Below are 14,940 nucleotides of genomic sequence, written 5' to 3' on the forward strand. Positions count from 1 at the left end.
ATTATTTACCACTCTTTCCGGCCTTGCGGCGGACTACCTCGCCTGCGTAGCGAACGCCCTTGCCCTTGTAGGGCTCCGGCTTGCGCAACTTACGAATGTTGGCGGCGACCTCTCCGACGGCCTGCTTGTCGATGCCGTGCACCGTCAGCTTGGTGTTGCCTTCGACGGCAAAGGAGATGCCGGCCGGGGGGTCGACGGTGATCGAGTGCGAGTAGCCGAGTGCGAACTCGAGCGACTCGCCCTTGGCCTGCACGCGGAAACCAGTTCCGACGATCTCGAGGGCCTTCGAGTACCCCGTCGTCACGCCGATGATCTGGTTGGCGATGAGGGTGCGGGTGAGGCCGTGCAGCGAACGCGACTCGCGCTCGTCGTCCGGACGAGTGACCAGAAGCTGGCCGTCCTCGATCGACACCTCGATAGGGTTCGCGACGGTGAGGTTGAGCTCGCCCTTCGGTCCCTTGACGGTGACGGCGGAGCCGTCCAGCGTTACATCGACCCCGGCGGGGATGTCGATGGGAAGACGTCCAATACGTGACATGAGTTGGCTACCACACGTAGGCGAGGACTTCCCCACCCACGCCCTTCTTCGACGCCTGGCGATCCGTGAGGAGGCCAGAGGAGGTTGACAGGATCGCGACGCCGAGTCCGCCGAGAACACGCGGGATCTCGGTCGACTTTGCGTAGACGCGAAGTCCGGGCTTCGAAACGCGCTTGATTCCAGCGATGGAGCGCTCGCGGTTCGGGCCGTACTTGAGGTCGATGGTCAGGGTCTTGCCGACGCGGGCATCCTCAATCTTCCAGCCACCGATGTAACCCTCGGACTTGAGGATCTCGGCGATGTGGGACTTGAGCTTGCTGCTCGGCATTGACACGGTTTCGTGGTAGGCCGAGTTCGCGTTGCGCAGTCTGGTCAGCAGGTCTGCGACCGGATCTGTCATTGTCATGATGGTGGTGCCTTCCTCACCCGGTTTCGACAGCTTTTTCGGAAACTGCCGACCTGTGTGATCGGTGGAGCTGGATTACTTCGGGGTGTTCTCTGCGTTACGGAACGGGAAGCCGAGCGCCTTGAGCAGCGCGCGACCCTCGTCGTCGTTCTTCGCCGTGGTCACGACGGTGATGTCAAAGCCACGGACGCGGTCGATGCGGTCCTGGTCGATCTCGTGGAACATCGACTGCTCCGTGAGGCCGAACGTGTAGTTGCCGTTGCCGTCGAACTGCTTGTCGCTGAGGCCGCGGAAGTCGCGGATGCGGGGCAGGGCGAGCGACAGCAGGCGGTCGAGGAACTCCCAGGCCCGGTCACCGCGAAGGGTGACGTGGGCGCCGATCGGCTGGCCCTCGCGCAGTTTGAACTGAGCGATGGACTTGCGAGCCGCGGTGACCTGCGGCTTCTGGCCGGTGATCGCGGTGAGGTCCTTGACGGCCCCATCGATGATCTTGCCGTCGCGAGCTGCCTCGCCGACGCCGGTGTTCACGACGATCTTCACGAGTCCGGGCACCTGGTGCACGTTCGTGAAGCCGAAGTCCTTGGTGAGCTGAGCGGTGATCTCAGTCTTGTACTTCTGCTTGAGGCGCGGCTGGATTTTGCCAGCCGGCGCTGCGGTTGCAGTGTCAGTCATTACTCGGCGTCCTTCGTTGCTTTGGCTTTCGGCTCGGCCTTCGCCTTGGGGGCAGCCTTGACCTGGGGAGCGTCCTCGTCGGTGACGGCGTCGCTCGGGGCCTGGTCTGCCTTCTTGGCCGCGGCCTTCTTCACGGGCACGCGACGCGAGTCCTTGAAGTAGCGCGTGCGCGTGGTCTTGCCCTTGTCATCCGTCGCGACCATGAAGCCGACGCGAGCCGGCTGCTTGGTGTCTGGATTGACCAGCTGCACGTTCGACACGTGCACGGGGGCCTCGTGCGTCTCGATGCCGCCGGTCTTGGTTCCGCGCTGGGTCTGTCCGACGCGAACGTGCTTCGTGACGAAGTTGATGCCCTCGACCACGACGCGGTTCTTCTCGACCTGCACCTCGAGCACACGGCCCTGCTTGCCACGGTCGCCTCCGCGAGCCTGGCTGCGGCCGCTGATGAGCTGGACGAGATCGCCCTTTTTGATGTTCGCCATGATTAAATGACCTCCGGTGCCAGCGAGATGATCTTCATGAACTTCTTGTCGCGGAGTTCGCGACCGACCGGTCCGAAGATACGGGTACCGCGGGGGTCTCCGTCGGCCTTCAGGATGACCGCTGCGTTCTCGTCGAACTTGATGTACGACCCGTCCTGACGACGGGTCTCCTTCTTGGTACGAACGATGACTGCCTTGACGACGTCACCCTTCTTGACGTTGCCGCCCGGGATCGCGTCCTTGACCGTGGCGACGATGACGTCACCGAGTCCGGCGTAGCGGCGGCCTGAGCCACCGAGTACGCGAATCGTAAGCAGCACCTTGGCGCCGGTGTTGTCGGCGACCTTGAGCCTGGATTCCTGCTGAAGCATTTACGTGTCCTTATACGAAGTAAGCGCGGGCGCTTACTTGGCCTTCTCGAGGATCTCGACCAGACGCCAGCGCTTCGTGGCGCTGAGCGGACGGGTTTCGCTGATGACGACGAGGTCGCCGACGCCGGCCGAGTTGGCCTCGTCGTGCGCCTTGACCTTGGAGGTACGGCGGATGACCTTGCCGTACAACGGGTGCTTTACGCGGTCCTCGACCTCGACGACGATGGTCTTGTCCATCTTGTCGCTCGTGACATAGCCACGACGGGTCTTGCGGTATCCGCGAGCGTTCTCGGCCTCGGTCGCCTGCGCGGCCTCGGTGCTCTTGGTCTCAGTAGCCATTACTTCTTCTCCTCAGCAGACTCGGCCGGCGCTTCCGCGACATCCTCAGTCTTCTTGGTCTTCTTCGCCGCAGCCTTGGGAGCGACGGCAACCGGAGCAGGAGTCGCACGAATGCCCAGCTCGCGCTCACGGATGACCGTGTAGATGCGAGCGATGTCGCGCTTGACAGCGCGCAGGCGACCGTGGCTCTCCAGCTGGCCGGTGGCCGACTGGAAGCGCAGGTTGAACAGCTCTTCCTTGGCCTTCTTGAGTTCGTCGACGAGTCTCTCGTCTTCAAAAGTGTCGAGCTCGACGGGGGCGAGCTCCTTGGAACCGATCGTCATTATGCGTCACCCTCCTCGCGCTTGATGATGCGTGCCTTCAGCGGCAGTTTGTGGATGGCGCGGGTGAGCGCCTCGCGAGCGACGACGTCGCTCACGCCGGCGAGCTCGAAGAGCACGCGACCCGGCTTGACATTGGCGATCCACCACTCGGGTGAACCCTTACCGGAACCCATGCGGGTTTCGGCCGGCTTCTTGGTGAGCGGGCGGTCGGGGTAGATGTTGATCCACACCTTTCCACCACGCTTGATGTGCCTGGTCATCGCAATACGCGCGGCCTCGATCTGGCGGTTCGTCACATAGGCGGGGGTAATCGCCTGGATGCCGTACTCACCGAACGTGACCGTGGTGCCACCGGTCGCCTGGCCGCTACGGCCGGGGTGGTGCTGCTTGCGGTGCTTAACTCTGCGGGGAATCAACATGGCTCTAGGCCTCCACTGCTACTGCTGCCGGAGCAGCGTCTGCCTTCGGAGCGGCCGCGGCTGCCGGGGCAGCTCCACGACGAGGTCCGCTGTCACGGCCGCCGTCGCGACGGTCGTCACGACGCTCGGGACGTGTCGACTTCGCGTTGGCCTGCTCACGAGCAAGTTCCTTGTTCGTGATGTCGCCCTTGTAGATCCAGACCTTCACGCCGATGCGACCGAAGGTGGTCTTCGCCTCGTAGAAGCCGTAGTCGATGTTCGCGCGGAGGGTGTGCAGCGGCACGCGGCCCTCGCGGTAGAACTCCGAACGGCTCATCTCGGCGCCGCCGAGGCGGCCGGAGACCTGAATACGAACACCCTTGACGGTCGGGGTGCGCTGGGCACCCTGCAGTCCCTTGCGCATCGCACGACGGAACGCGACGCGAGCGCTGAGCTGCTCCGCGATTCCCTGTGCCACGAGCTGGGCCTCGGCCTCGGGGTTCTTGACCTCGAGGATGTTGAGCTGGATCTGCTTGCCCGACAGCTTCTCGAGGTCGGTGCGAATCCGCTCGGCCTCCGCGCCACGACGACCGATGACGATTCCGGGGCGCGCGGTGTGGATGTCGACGCGAACGCGGTCACGCGTGCGCTCGATCTCGATGCGTGCCACTCCGGCGCGGTCGAGGCTCGTCTTGAGCAGGTTGCGGATCTTGATGTCCTCGGCCACATAGTCGCTGTAGCGCTGTCCGACCTTCGTGCTGTCAGAGAACCAGCGCGACACGTGGTCGGTGGTGATTCCCAGACGGAAGCCGTAGGGATTTACTTTCTGGCCCATTACTTCTTTCCTGACTTCTTCGAAACGACTGCAGCATCCGCGGTCTCGTCCGGCGTGGCCAGGACGATCGTGATGTGGCTGGTGCGCTTCAGGATCTGGAAGGCGCGTCCCTGTGCACGGGGCTGGAAGCGCTTGAGGGTGGTTCCCTCATCGACGTAGGCCGACGAGACGAACAGGTCCTCAACGCCCAGGTAGCTGTTGCTGGCGTCCGCCTTGACCCGCGCGTTGGCAATTGCCGACTCGACGAGCTTGTAGACGGGCGTCGATGCACCCTGCGGCGCGAACTTCAGGATGGCGAGAGCCTCCTGAGCCTGCTTGCCACGGATCATGTTGACGACGCGACGAGCCTTCGTGGGGGTGACGCGAATGTGCTTCACGCGAGCGATGGATTCAACCATTTCTCTGTACCTTTCCGTCCCCGCGTTAGCGGCGACGACCCTTCTTGTCGTCCTTCTCGTGTCCACGGAAGGTGCGGGTGGGAGCAAACTCACCGAGCTTGTGCCCAACCATCGTCTCGGTGATGAACACCGGGATGTGCTTGCGGCCGTCGTGCACTGCGATGGTGTGTCCCAGGAACGACGGGATGATCATCGAGCGACGCGACCAGGTCTTGATAACGCTCTTGCTGTTGGCTTCGTTCGCCTTGGCCACCTTGCGAAACAGGTGGTCGTCAACGAAGGGGCCCTTTTTGAGACTGCGTGGCATCCTCTACAACTCCTACTTGCGCTTCTTGCCGACATTGCGGCGGCGAACGATGAGCTTGTCGCTCTCTTTGTTGATGTGGCGGGTGCGGCCCTCTTTCTGGCCCCACGGGCTGACCGGGTGGCGTCCACCCGAGGTCTTGCCCTCTCCACCACCGTGAGGGTGGTCGACCGGGTTCATGGCGACACCACGCACTGTCGGGCGAACGCCCTTCCAGCGCATGCGGCCGGCCTTGCCCCAGTTGATGTTCGACTGCTCGGCGTTGCCGACCTCGCCGATCGTGGCGCGGCAGCGCGCGTCGACGTTGCGGATTTCGCCGGACGGCAGACGAAGCTGCGCGTACGGGCCATCCTTGGCGACGAGGCGAACGCTCGAGCCGGCCGAGCGGGCGAGCTTGGCTCCGCCGCCTGGCTTGAGCTCGATCGCGTGAATGACGGTACCGACCGGGATGTTGCGCAGCGGCAGGTTGTTACCCGGCTTGATGTCTGCGCCGGCGCCCGACTCGATGATGTCGCCCTGGCTCAGCTTGTTCGGAGCGATGATGTAGCGCTTCGAGCCATCGACGAAGTGGAGCAACGCGATGCGAGCCGTGCGGTTGGGGTCGTACTCGATCTCGGCAACGCGGGCGTTGACGCCGTCCTTGTCATTGCGACGGAAGTCGATGACACGGTACTGGCGCTTGTGGCCACCACCGATGTGACGGGTCGTGATGCGACCTGCGTTGTTGCGGCCACCGGTCTTGGGCAGCGGACGAAGAAGCGACTTCTCCGGGGTCGAACGCGTGATCTCGGCGAAGTCAGCAACCGACGAACCGCGACGACCTGGAGTCGTGGGCTTGTACTTACGAATAGCCATGAGTTATCTCCCTGATCCCTAGCCGACAGCGGTGAAGATGTCGATGGAACCGGACTTGAGGGTCACGATCGCGCGCTTGGTGTCTTTGCGCTTTCCGAGACCGAACTTGGTGCGGCGGGTCTTGCCCTTTTTGTTCAGGGTGTTGATCGACGCGACCTCGACGCTGAAGATCTTCTCGATCGCCAGCTTGATCTCGGTCTTGTTCGAGCGAGGGTCGACCAGGAAGGTGTACTTGCCCTGGTCGATCAGGCTGTAGCTCTTCTCAGAGACGACGGGCGACAGGATTACGTCGCGCGGGTCCTTATAAGTCGAGGTCGTCATGCTGAGGCCTTCTCCTTCTTGGCAGCGGCTCGCTCCGGGCTCACGCGCTTCTTGCTCACGGGCTCGTTCGCTTCGTCGGTGTCGACGACCGCGGTCTTCGTGGGGCCGGCGACGAAAGCGTCGAAGGAACCCTTGGTGAAGACGATGTCATCGCTCACGAGCACGTCGTAGGCGTTGAGCTGGTCGTACGGAAGCACGTGCACGGACGGGATGTTGCGAACGCTCTTGTGGCTCACGACGTCGTCGCGCTCCAGGACGATGAGCACGTGCTTGCTGGTCGAGATCGACTCGAGCAGGGCCACGATCGTCTTGGTCGACGGAACGTCTCCCACGGAGAGCGAGTCGATGACGTGAATGCGTCCACCGCGAGCCCGGTCGGAGAGTGCACCGCGAAGGGCGGCGGCAATCATCTTCTTGGGGGTGCGCTGGGCATAGTCGCGGGGGTGGGGTCCGTGGACGATTCCACCGCCGGTCATCTGGGGGGCGCGGATCGAGCCCTGACGAGCGCGACCGGTTCCCTTCTGCTTGAACGGCTTGCGACCGGCACCGGAAACTTCACCACGGCGGAGCGTGTTGTGTGTTCCCTGGCGAGCCGCTGCGCGCTGCGCAACGACCACCTGGTGGATCAGCGGGATGTTGGTCTGAACGTCGAAGGTCTCGGCGGGCAGTTCGACGGTGCCGACCTTCTTGCCCTTGGCGTCGAGAACGTCGAGCGTGTTGTTAGTGGCGCCAGCTTCGGTTGCCATGCGTTACGCCCCCTTCACTGCGTTGCGAACGAATACGATCCGGCCGCGAGCACCGGGAACGGCGCCCTTGACGAGGATCAGGTTCTTTTCGAGGTCTACCGAGTGAACGGTGAGGTTCATCGCGGTGACGCGGTCACCACCCATGCGGCCGGCCATGCGCATTCCCTTGAACACGCGCGAGGGCGTGGAGGATGCACCGATCGAGCCGGGCTTGCGGTGGTTGCGGTGCGAACCGTGGCTGGACGAGACGCCCTTGAAGTTGTGGCGCTTCATGACTCCGGCGAAGCCCTTGCCCTTGGAGGTACCGACGACGTCGACCTTCTGGCCGGCCTCGAAGATGTCGACCGCGATTTCCTGGCCGAGTGCGTACTCGGCGGCATCCGCGGTGCGAACCTCGGTGAGGTGGCGGCGAGGCGTGACGCCCGCCTTGTCGAAGTGACCCGTGGTCGGCTTGTTCACCTTGCGGGGGTCGATCTGGCCGTAGGCGATCTGCACGGCGCTGTAGCCGTCGATGTCCGGGGTGCGCAGCTGGGTGACGACGTTGGGGGTGATCTCAACGACGGTTACGGGGATGAGCTTGTTGTTCGCATCCCAGACCTGGGTCATGCCGAGCTTCTTGCCCAGCAGTCCCTTGCTTGTCTTAGTGGTTGCCATGGGGTGTCCTAGAGCTTGATCTCGATGTTGACGTCTGCGGGGAGGTCGAGTCGCATGAGCGAGTCGACGGCCTTCGGCGTCGGGTCAATGATGTCGATCAGGCGCTTGTGGGTGCGCTTCTCGAAGTGCTCGCGGCTGTCCTTGTACTTGTGAGGTGAACGGATCACGACGATCACGTTCTTCTCAGTCGGAAGCGGCACCGGGCCGACGACGGTCGCGCCGGCACGGGTCACCGTGTCGACGATCTTGCGCGCCGAGCTGTCGATGACCTCGTGGTCATACGACTTAAGTCGGATGCGGATCTTCTGTCCCGCCATGTGTGACTCATCTCTCTCTAATGCATCGTGGCCGCGAATGAACGCTGCTATTGGATGCTCGGTTTGCTCAGGTTCGTGCCTTGGAGCTGCACAGCCGCTGTCGCACCACTGTTGTTGTGTCAATTACTGCTTGGGTTTTACCGACCCCCGCGGTCGGGCGTGTTGCCCCGTCCGGACACACGCGTCACCGCTTGCATCGTGGGTTTCGATTAAGTCGTGTTCTGCTACCCGCGGCCTAGGCGGTGGCGGTCGCTTTCTCAAGCGGGTGCCTCACACCTATGCACAACCTGGCAGTGATCCCAGCGCAGAAGCCGGAAATGTTGAACTAGAAGAGTTTGCCACACTGCGGGGCATTGCTGCAACCCGGGCGTGTCACGTTGGGCGTGTCGCGGCGCCGGTAGCCGATCGGCGTCACGCCGCGCGGCGTTCCGGCCGGTCAGCGGCGACTCGCCGCCACCAGGGTGAACACGCCGGCGGTGAAGATGATGGCCGCGGCGAGGAGAGCCTCCGGGCCGCCGAACCAGCGCACCACGCCTGCGCCGATTGCGGCGCCGACTCCCATCGCGAGGATGGCGCCGAGCCGCGGGAGCCAGTGCTTTCCCTTTCCCCCGCCGAGCCTGCTCTCCCTCGCGAGGTTCGCGACGGTGTTGGTGACCACGATCGTCGTGATGTCGCTGTTGCCGACCGGCTTCACCGCGGCCACCTGCGCGCCCATGACGGCGGCGAGGAGTGTCGTCACGGTGAGGAGCGCGGCCTGGGGCAGTGTGCCCACCACGAGCCAGAACACGGCGAGCCCGATGATGAGCACCACTCCTCCGCCGAGCACCCACATGCTCGACACCGGCAGCCCCTTCTCCGGGCTCTGGCCGATCGCGCGACCGCCGATGGCGGATCCGAGCATGAATCCCAGCAGCGCTATCGCGTTGTTGAACAGGGGGATGCCCGGCACGCCGACGAGCGCGAACCCCAGGAACAACACGTTGCCGGTCATGTTGCCGGTGAACACGTGATCGAGTGCGAGGTAGCTCACGGCGTCGATCGTGCCGGTGGACGCGGTGAGGATCAGCAACCCGACCGCGTAGTGATGAACGGGGGCGAGTCGGGGCACTGTCATTCCCCACACGCTAGCGGATGATGAGACGCCGCGTTTCACTCCACACTCGACGACTCCGGAGCGCCCGCCGCCCGGCTTCCCGTGCCCGTTTGTCGTGATTGTGCCCAGTCGAAAGGGCTGACTGATGTCGAGGGGGCACAAACTCGGCCTCAGCGCCACCGAATCCCCATCGGAAGGCCGGCGGAGACGAGCCTGCGCCGCAGCGCGAGGGGGTCGATCGCGGTCGACCAACGCCAGCGGGCGAATCCCCGACCGAGGGCCCGCACCCGGTCCTCGCGCACCTTCTCGTCGAGAAGCACCTGCTCCACCGACCGGCCGCTTCGGAAGGCCTCGTCGAGGTACTTGCGGTCGCCGTCGGCCTCGCCGACGAGGCGGAACTCCGGCCAGTCGAAGTCGGTCTCGGCGATGAAGCCGTCCGCGTCGTGGAATGCGCTCTGGAGGAGTGGTCGCGGGCATCCGATCCTGCGCATGTTCACCCGACTCACCGACTCGAGCGGCGTCTGCGCGGCCGTCTCCCCGAAGTCGATGATGTCGCGCGAGCGGGCATGGCCGCGGAACGGCAGTTTCGACTCCCAGACTCCGACGAGTTGGTCCCTGGTCACCAGCGGACCTCGACCGAATCGGTCGCGGTGCAGGGCGAAGTCCGCCATCGTCACGGCCGCCGGCGCTGGGGCCGATGCCGCCAGGTCCACCACCGTCCTGGCAATCGAGGTGACGAGCATTCCCTCGATCTCCACCAGGTCGTCGTCGTCCACGCGGAGCGAGTGCCGCACGACCCCGTTGCGACTCCTGGCGGCCTGCGTAGCGGATTGCGTGATGTGGACCTCGGTCGGCCAGGCGCCGACGATCGGAAGCCGGTGCACGGCGGCCGCCGACCAGTGCGAGATCACCGGTCGATTCCGCCGGGTCTCGGCGACGGCGCGCACTCGAAGCAGGTAGCGGGCCGTGGCATCCAGGCCATCCCACAGTTCCCGGCCGATGTAGGCGCCCCTGGCCACCCGAACCTCACGGTCGTGCGTCACGGCGTTGGCGTGCCGCTGCCGGGTGTCGGTGGGGTCGAGCAGGTCGTGGGCGAAGACGAGGGAACGCGCCGATTCGGTCATGGCTCGAGCCTGCGGTGCTCGCACCGATCCGGCGGGCCCGATCAGGGATTCGCGCGGAAGGCCGGTTAACCCCCACGTGGGGGCGAGAGGAGAAGGGCGCCCTGCCGGCAGGTGGATGCGGCGGCGGAGTTCGCGTGACTGTGTCCGCTCGTTGCCGTTGTGCCAGTTCGACGAGGAACAAGCGCGACAAACGGGCACGCACGCGCGAACGCTCCAACGACAAGCGGGCACCTGCGCGCGAACGCCCCAACGACAAACGGCCACGCGCGCGAGGACACCCCAACGACAAAAGGCCGCACCCGAGGGTGCGGCCTTTCGTGTGGAACAGGTGCTACTTGAGGATCTTCACAACCGTGCCGGCGCCGACGGTGCGGCCACCCTCGCGAATAGCGAAGCGGAGGCCCTCCTCCATGGCGATCGGCTGGATGAGGTTGACCGTCATCTCGGTGGTGTCACCAGGCATGACCATCTCAGTGCCCTCGGGCAGCGAGATGACGCCGGTGACGTCCGTGGTGCGGAAGTAGAACTGCGGGCGGTAGTTCGCGTAGAACGGGTTGTGACGTCCACCCTCATCCTTGGACAGGATGTAGGCGTTCGCCTCGAACTCGGTGTGCGGCGTGACCGAACCAGGCTTGACGACAACCTGGCCGCGCTCGACATCCTCGCGCTTGGTGCCGCGGAGCAGGAGTCCGACGTTCTCTCCGGCGCGGGCATCTTCGAGGGTCTTGCGGAACATCTCGATGGCCGTGACGGTGGTCTTGGAGGACTTCTCCTTGATACCGACGATCTCGACCTCGTCGTTCGGGTGGAGGATTCCACGCTCGACGCGGCCGGTGATGACGGTTCCACGACCGGTGATCGTGAAGACGTCCTCGACGGGCATGAGGAAGGGCTTCTCGGTCTCGCGGATGGGCTCCGGAACGAACTCGTCGACCTTGTCCATGAGGTCGGCAACGGTCGCCGCCCACACGGGGTCACCCTCGAGGGCCTTGAGCGCGGAGACGCGCACGACCGGTGCGTTGTCGCCGTCGAACTCCTGGCTCGAGAGCAACTCGCGAACCTCGATCTCGACGAGCTCGAGGATCTCCTCGTCGTCAACGACGTCGGACTTGTTCAGTGCGACGACGATGTACGGCACGCCGACCTGGCGAGCGAGCAGCACGTGCTCACGCGTCTGGGGCATGGGGCCGTCGGTGGCCGCCACGACCAGGATCGCGCCGTCCATCTGCGCGGCACCCGTGATCATGTTCTTGATGTAGTCAGCGTGACCGGGGGCGTCTACGTGGGCGTAGTGGCGCTTCTCGGTCTGGTACTCAACGTGGGAGATGTTGATCGTGATTCCACGCTGCTTCTCCTCGGGGGAGTTGTCGATCTGGTCGAACGCGTAAGAAGCGTTCAACGTCGGGTACTTGTCGTGCAGCACCTTGGTAATTGCAGCCGTCAACGTGGTCTTACCGTGGTCGACGTGACCGATGGTACCGACGTTGACGTGTGGCTTAGTCCGCTCGAACTTTGCCTTCGCCAATGGGTCCTCCTCAGGACTTAGGTGTAGACGCTCACGATCGACGGTTTTCGACCGCTCGCGCTACGGGGTTGGGATGTTTTTATGTTACTCGGGCGAGTAAGTGCTACTCGCCCTTGTTCTTCTGGATGATCTCTTCGGCCACCGCGCGCGGCACCTCTGAGTAGCTGTCGAATGACATCGAATACACCGCGCGGCCAGAGGTCTTCGACCTCAGGTCGCCCACGTAGCCGAACATTTCCGACAGCGGGACATTGGCCCGAACAACCTTCACGCCTGTCGCGTCTTCCATGGACTGGATCTGCCCGCGACGGGAGTTGAGGTCGCCGATGACGTCGCCCATGTATTCCTCAGGGGTACGCACTTCAACGGCCATCAGCGGCTCGAGGAGAACAGGGTCGGCCTTGCGGGCCGCTTCCTTGAACGCCATCGAACCGGCAATCTTGAACGCCATCTCGGAGGAGTCGACATCGTGCGACGCTCCGTCGAGAAGGATAGCCCGCACACCGACCATGGGATAACCAGCGAGCACGCCGACCTGCAGCGCGTCCTGGATTCCGTGGTCGACCGAGGGGATGTATTCGCGAGGGATACGTCCACCGGTGACCTTGTTGAGGAACTCGTAGCTCTTCTCCGCGGTCACCTCCATCGGCTCAAGCGAGATCTGGATCTTGGCGAACTGGCCAGAACCACCGGTCTGCTTCTTGTGGGTGAAGTCGTGCTTCTCCACGACGCGACGAATCGTCTCGCGGTAGGCAACCTGCGGCTTGCCGACGTTGGCTTCAACGCCGAACTCGCGCTTCATCCGGTCGACCAGGATGTCGAGGTGGAGCTCGCCCATTCCCTTGATCACGGTCTGGCCGGTGTCGATGTTCTGCTCGGTGCGGAAGGTCGGGTCCTCTTCAGCGAGCTTCTGGATCGCGAGACCCAGCTTCTCCTGGTCGGCCTTCGTCTTCGGCTCGATCGCGACCTCGATCACGGGCTCCGGGAACGTCATCGACTCGAGAACAACCTGGTTGTTCGGGTCGGTGAGCGTGTCACCCGTGGTCGTGTCCTTGAGGCCGATGACCGCGTAGATGTGACCGGCGGTGACGGAGTCGACCGGGTTCTCCTTGTTCGCGTGCATCTGGAAGATCTTGCCGATGCGCTCTTTCTTGCCCTTGGTGGCATTGACGAGCTGGGCACCGGAGTCGACGTGACCCGAGTAGACGCGGATGTAGGTGAGACGACCGAAGAACGGGTGCACCGCGACCTTGAACGCGAGAGCAGCGAACGGCTCGGTCGCATCCGGGTGACGCAGGATGACCTTCTCCTCATCGCGCGGGTCGTGGGCCTCGATGGCCGGCACGTCGAGCGGGGTCGGCAGGTAGTCGACGACCGCATCGAGCATCGGCTGCACGCCGCGGTTCTTGAACGCGGAACCACAGAGCACCGGGTAGATCTGGCTCGAGATGGTGAGCTTGCGGATCGCGGCCTTGATCTCAGCGACCGAGAAGTCGGTGTCACCCTCCATGAAGCGCTCGAGGAGCGCGTCATCGGTCTCGGCAACAACCTCGAGGAGGGCCGCACGGTACTCGTTGGCCTTCTCGACCAGGTCGGCCGGGATCTCTTCGATGTCGTACTTGGCGCCGAGCTCGACGTCACCCTTCGAGTCACCGCGCCAGGTGAGCGCGCGCATCTCGACGAGGTCGACGACACCCTCGAAGGTGTTCTCAAACCCGATCGGGAGCTGAATCACGAGGGGCTTCGCGCCGAGGCGCTTGATGATCGTGTCGACCGTGTAGTAGAAGTCGGCGCCGAGCTTGTCCATCTTGTTGACGAAACAGATGCGCGGAACGTCGTACTTGTCGGCCTGGCGCCAGACGGTCTCCGACTGGGGCTCGACGCCCTCCTTGCCGTCGAAGACGGCGACGGCGCCATCGAGCACGCGCAGCGAGCGCTCTACCTCGACGGTGAAGTCGACGTGGCCCGGGGTGTCGATGATGTTGATCTGGTGCTTGTTCCAGAAACACGTGGTGGCCGCCGAGGTGATCGTGATGCCACGTTCCTGCTCCTGAGCCATCCAGTCCATCGTGGCTGCACCATCGTGCACCTCACCGATCTTGTGGGTGATTCCGGTGTAGTACAGGATGCGCTCGGTGGTGGTGGTCTTGCCGGCATCGATGTGAGCCATGATGCCGATATTGCGGACCTTGTTCAGGTCGGTGAGCACGTCTTGTGCCACGGAATGTCCTTACGAAAGTGGTGAAAAGAGGCAGTGGTCACCGGCCGGACCGGACGGGATCAGATCCCGACCGGGCCAACCCGGTGGAAGTGGTCTACCAGCGGTAGTGCGCGAAGGCCTTGTTGGCGTCAGCCATCTTGTGAGTGTCCTCGCGACGCTTCACCGCGGCACCGAGGCCGTTGGACGCGTCGAGGATCTCGTTGGTGAGACGCTCGGTCATGGTCTTCTCGCGACGAGCCTTGGCATAGGTGGTGAGCCAACGCAGGGCGAGGGTGTTGGCGCGGTGAGGCTTGACCTCGACCGGCACCTGGTAGGTGGAGCCACCGACGCGGCGGCTCTTGACCTCGATCGTCGGGCGCACGTTGTCGAGCGCCTTCTTGAGCGTGACTACGGCATCCGCACCGTTCTTGGTGGACACTCCGGAGAGCGCGTCATAGACGATCTTCTCGGCGAGGCCCTTCTTGCCATCAAGAAGGATCTTGTTGACGAGCTGGCTGACGATGGGTGCTCCATAGACCGGGTCCGCAACTACGGGACGCTTCGGTGCTGGTCCTTTACGAGGCATTTACTTCTTGTCCTTTTTCGCTCCGTAGAGGCTGCGAGCCTGCTTACGATTCTTCACGGCCTGGGTGTCGAGCGCGCCGCGCACGATCTTGTAACGAACGCCGGGCAGGTCCTTCACACGACCGCCGCGAACGAGCACCATCGAGTGCTCCTGCAGGTTGTGGCCCTCACCGGGGATGTACGCGGTGACCTCGGTACCGTTTGACAGCTTGACACGAGCGACCTTGCGAAGAGCCGAGTTCGGCTTCTTGGGGGTGGTCGTGTAGACGCGGGTGCAAACGCCGCGCTGCTGGGGGTTGCCCTTGAGGGCGGGCGCCTTGGTCTTGACGACCTTGGGGCTGCGACCCTTGCGGACCAACTGCTGAATGGTGGGCACTACGTACTCCTTGTATTTACTGCACGGTGACAGTTTGTTCTTTAGCATTCGATCCGAGCTGACGTGCGTTTCGGATCG

The 14,940-nt window shown here is 63.8% G+C and carries 21 protein-coding genes and 1 pseudogene; all 22 read right to left on the reverse strand.

All coding sequences use genetic code 11. The features are described from left to right. Position 1: 1 nt before the first annotated feature. The 22 genes and pseudogenes from rplF to rpsL all read right to left on the reverse strand — a co-directional run bounded on the left by rplF (position 2) and on the right by rpsL (position 14,862). The gene (gene rplF, locus FVP33_RS09685; protein WP_147783463.1) at positions 2 to 538 is read right to left on the reverse strand and encodes a 50S ribosomal protein L6; all 537 of its coding nucleotides are present in this window, start codon (positions 536 to 538) and stop codon (positions 2 to 4) included. A 7-nt stretch (positions 539 to 545) separates the two neighbouring features. After that, positions 546 to 944: a 30S ribosomal protein S8 gene (gene rpsH, locus FVP33_RS09690; RefSeq protein ID WP_147783464.1), complete on the reverse strand. Its 399-nt coding sequence runs from the start codon at positions 942 to 944 to the stop codon at positions 546 to 548. A 75-nt stretch (positions 945 to 1,019) separates the two neighbouring features. After that, positions 1,020 to 1,616 carry a 50S ribosomal protein L5 gene (rplE, locus tag FVP33_RS09695; RefSeq protein WP_147783465.1) on the reverse strand — a complete coding sequence of 199 codons (597 nt, stop codon included), beginning with the start codon at positions 1,614 to 1,616 and terminating at the stop codon, positions 1,020 to 1,022. 146 nt (positions 1,617 to 1,762) lie between these two features. Next, positions 1,763 to 2,098, reverse strand: a pseudogene (gene rplX, locus FVP33_RS09700) (50S ribosomal protein L24); the annotation flags it as partial. A gap of 2 nt (positions 2,099 to 2,100) precedes the next feature. Further along, positions 2,101 to 2,469, reverse strand: coding sequence for a 50S ribosomal protein L14 (gene rplN, locus FVP33_RS09705; RefSeq protein WP_147783467.1), 369 nt, complete (start codon positions 2,467 to 2,469; stop codon positions 2,101 to 2,103). A gap of 33 nt (positions 2,470 to 2,502) precedes the next feature. Beyond that, on the reverse strand, positions 2,503 to 2,808 hold the full coding sequence (rpsQ, locus tag FVP33_RS09710) for a 30S ribosomal protein S17 (protein WP_147783468.1): 306 nt from the start codon (positions 2,806 to 2,808) through the stop codon (positions 2,503 to 2,505). Next, entirely contained in the window at positions 2,808 to 3,131 is a 324-nt protein-coding gene (gene rpmC / locus FVP33_RS20090) for a 50S ribosomal protein L29 (RefSeq protein WP_147783469.1), read from the reverse strand. Before rpmC ends, rpsQ begins: the two co-directional genes overlap by 1 nt. Next, positions 3,131 to 3,550 (reverse strand): 50S ribosomal protein L16, encoded by a 420-nt coding sequence (gene rplP, locus FVP33_RS09720; protein ID WP_147783470.1) that lies wholly within the window; start codon positions 3,548 to 3,550, stop codon positions 3,131 to 3,133. The genes rpmC and rplP overlap by 1 nt, the downstream gene beginning before the upstream one ends. 4 nt (positions 3,551 to 3,554) lie before the next feature. Beyond that, positions 3,555 to 4,364, reverse strand: a complete 810-nt coding sequence (gene rpsC, locus FVP33_RS09725; protein ID WP_147783471.1) for a 30S ribosomal protein S3 — start codon at positions 4,362 to 4,364, stop codon at positions 3,555 to 3,557. Then, the gene (rplV, locus tag FVP33_RS09730) at positions 4,364 to 4,762 is read right to left on the reverse strand and encodes a 50S ribosomal protein L22 (protein WP_147783472.1); all 399 of its coding nucleotides are present in this window, start codon (positions 4,760 to 4,762) and stop codon (positions 4,364 to 4,366) included. The genes rpsC and rplV overlap by 1 nt, the downstream gene beginning before the upstream one ends. A gap of 25 nt (positions 4,763 to 4,787) precedes the next feature. Next, positions 4,788 to 5,069, reverse strand: coding sequence for a 30S ribosomal protein S19 (gene rpsS / locus FVP33_RS09735; RefSeq protein ID WP_147783473.1), 282 nt, complete (start codon positions 5,067 to 5,069; stop codon positions 4,788 to 4,790). A gap of 12 nt (positions 5,070 to 5,081) precedes the next feature. Then, the gene (gene rplB, locus FVP33_RS09740) at positions 5,082 to 5,921 is read right to left on the reverse strand and encodes a 50S ribosomal protein L2 (protein ID WP_147783474.1); all 840 of its coding nucleotides are present in this window, start codon (positions 5,919 to 5,921) and stop codon (positions 5,082 to 5,084) included. Between the two features lie 18 nt (positions 5,922 to 5,939). Next, complete coding sequence (gene rplW, locus FVP33_RS09745) at positions 5,940 to 6,242, reverse strand: 50S ribosomal protein L23 (protein WP_147783475.1); 303 nt, start codon at positions 6,240 to 6,242, stop codon at positions 5,940 to 5,942. Further along, a complete protein-coding gene (gene rplD / locus FVP33_RS09750) occupies positions 6,239 to 6,988 on the reverse strand; it encodes a 50S ribosomal protein L4 (protein ID WP_147783476.1) in 750 nt (249 codons plus the stop codon). The genes rplW and rplD overlap by 4 nt, the downstream gene beginning before the upstream one ends. 3 nt (positions 6,989 to 6,991) lie before the next feature. Further along, on the reverse strand, positions 6,992 to 7,642 hold the full coding sequence (gene rplC, locus FVP33_RS09755; RefSeq protein WP_147783477.1) for a 50S ribosomal protein L3: 651 nt from the start codon (positions 7,640 to 7,642) through the stop codon (positions 6,992 to 6,994). A gap of 8 nt (positions 7,643 to 7,650) precedes the next feature. Then, positions 7,651 to 7,959 (reverse strand): 30S ribosomal protein S10, encoded by a 309-nt coding sequence (gene rpsJ, locus FVP33_RS09760; protein WP_147783478.1) that lies wholly within the window; start codon positions 7,957 to 7,959, stop codon positions 7,651 to 7,653. A 436-nt stretch (positions 7,960 to 8,395) separates the two neighbouring features. Then, positions 8,396 to 9,073: a YoaK family protein gene (locus FVP33_RS19500; protein ID WP_187270655.1), complete on the reverse strand. Its 678-nt coding sequence runs from the start codon at positions 9,071 to 9,073 to the stop codon at positions 8,396 to 8,398. Between the two features lie 149 nt (positions 9,074 to 9,222). Next, the gene (locus FVP33_RS19505) at positions 9,223 to 10,176 is read right to left on the reverse strand and encodes a hypothetical protein (RefSeq protein ID WP_187270656.1); all 954 of its coding nucleotides are present in this window, start codon (positions 10,174 to 10,176) and stop codon (positions 9,223 to 9,225) included. A gap of 331 nt (positions 10,177 to 10,507) precedes the next feature. Further along, a complete protein-coding gene (gene tuf / locus FVP33_RS09770) occupies positions 10,508 to 11,701 on the reverse strand; it encodes an elongation factor Tu (protein WP_147783480.1) in 1,194 nt (397 codons plus the stop codon). A 103-nt stretch (positions 11,702 to 11,804) separates the two neighbouring features. Next, complete coding sequence (fusA, locus tag FVP33_RS09775; protein WP_147783481.1) at positions 11,805 to 13,922, reverse strand: elongation factor G; 2,118 nt, start codon at positions 13,920 to 13,922, stop codon at positions 11,805 to 11,807. A 94-nt stretch (positions 13,923 to 14,016) separates the two neighbouring features. Further along, positions 14,017 to 14,487 carry a 30S ribosomal protein S7 gene (gene rpsG, locus FVP33_RS09780; protein ID WP_147783482.1) on the reverse strand — a complete coding sequence of 157 codons (471 nt, stop codon included), beginning with the start codon at positions 14,485 to 14,487 and terminating at the stop codon, positions 14,017 to 14,019. Then, positions 14,488 to 14,862 carry a 30S ribosomal protein S12 gene (rpsL, locus tag FVP33_RS09785; protein WP_147783483.1) on the reverse strand — a complete coding sequence of 125 codons (375 nt, stop codon included), beginning with the start codon at positions 14,860 to 14,862 and terminating at the stop codon, positions 14,488 to 14,490. Positions 14,863 to 14,940 lie beyond the last annotated feature (78 nt).

This window comes from Lacisediminihabitans profunda, assembly GCF_008040105.1.
GTDB lineage: Bacteria > Actinomycetota > Actinomycetes > Actinomycetales > Microbacteriaceae > Lacisediminihabitans > Lacisediminihabitans profunda.

Coding starts and splice junctions, on each gene's coding strand:
- rpsQ (WP_147783468.1), bottom strand. CDS start 2,808: ATGGCTACTGAGACCAAGAGCACCGAGGCCGCGCAGGCGACCGAGGCC.
- rplF (WP_147783463.1), bottom strand. CDS start 538: ATGTCACGTATTGGACGTCTTCCCATCGACATCCCCGCCGGGGTCGAT.
- FVP33_RS19505 (WP_187270656.1), bottom strand. CDS start 10,176: ATGACCGAATCGGCGCGTTCCCTCGTCTTCGCCCACGACCTGCTCGAC.
- rplV (WP_147783472.1), bottom strand. CDS start 4,762: ATGGTTGAATCCATCGCTCGCGTGAAGCACATTCGCGTCACCCCCACG.
- rpmC (WP_147783469.1), bottom strand. CDS start 3,131: ATGACGATCGGTTCCAAGGAGCTCGCCCCCGTCGAGCTCGACACTTTT.
- rpsS (WP_147783473.1), bottom strand. CDS start 5,069: ATGCCACGCAGTCTCAAAAAGGGCCCCTTCGTTGACGACCACCTGTTT.
- rplE (WP_147783465.1), bottom strand. CDS start 1,616: ATGACTGACACTGCAACCGCAGCGCCGGCTGGCAAAATCCAGCCGCGC.
- rplW (WP_147783475.1), bottom strand. CDS start 6,242: ATGACGACCTCGACTTATAAGGACCCGCGCGACGTAATCCTGTCGCCC.
- rplN (WP_147783467.1), bottom strand. CDS start 2,469: ATGCTTCAGCAGGAATCCAGGCTCAAGGTCGCCGACAACACCGGCGCC.
- rplD (WP_147783476.1), bottom strand. CDS start 6,988: ATGGCAACCGAAGCTGGCGCCACTAACAACACGCTCGACGTTCTCGAC.
- rpsG (WP_147783482.1), bottom strand. CDS start 14,487: ATGCCTCGTAAAGGACCAGCACCGAAGCGTCCCGTAGTTGCGGACCCG.
- rplC (WP_147783477.1), bottom strand. CDS start 7,642: ATGGCAACCACTAAGACAAGCAAGGGACTGCTGGGCAAGAAGCTCGGC.
- FVP33_RS19500 (WP_187270655.1), bottom strand. CDS start 9,073: ATGACAGTGCCCCGACTCGCCCCCGTTCATCACTACGCGGTCGGGTTG.
- rpsH (WP_147783464.1), bottom strand. CDS start 944: ATGACAATGACAGATCCGGTCGCAGACCTGCTGACCAGACTGCGCAAC.
- rplB (WP_147783474.1), bottom strand. CDS start 5,921: ATGGCTATTCGTAAGTACAAGCCCACGACTCCAGGTCGTCGCGGTTCG.
- rplP (WP_147783470.1), bottom strand. CDS start 3,550: ATGTTGATTCCCCGCAGAGTTAAGCACCGCAAGCAGCACCACCCCGGC.
- rpsC (WP_147783471.1), bottom strand. CDS start 4,364: ATGGGCCAGAAAGTAAATCCCTACGGCTTCCGTCTGGGAATCACCACC.
- rpsJ (WP_147783478.1), bottom strand. CDS start 7,959: ATGGCGGGACAGAAGATCCGCATCCGACTTAAGTCGTATGACCACGAG.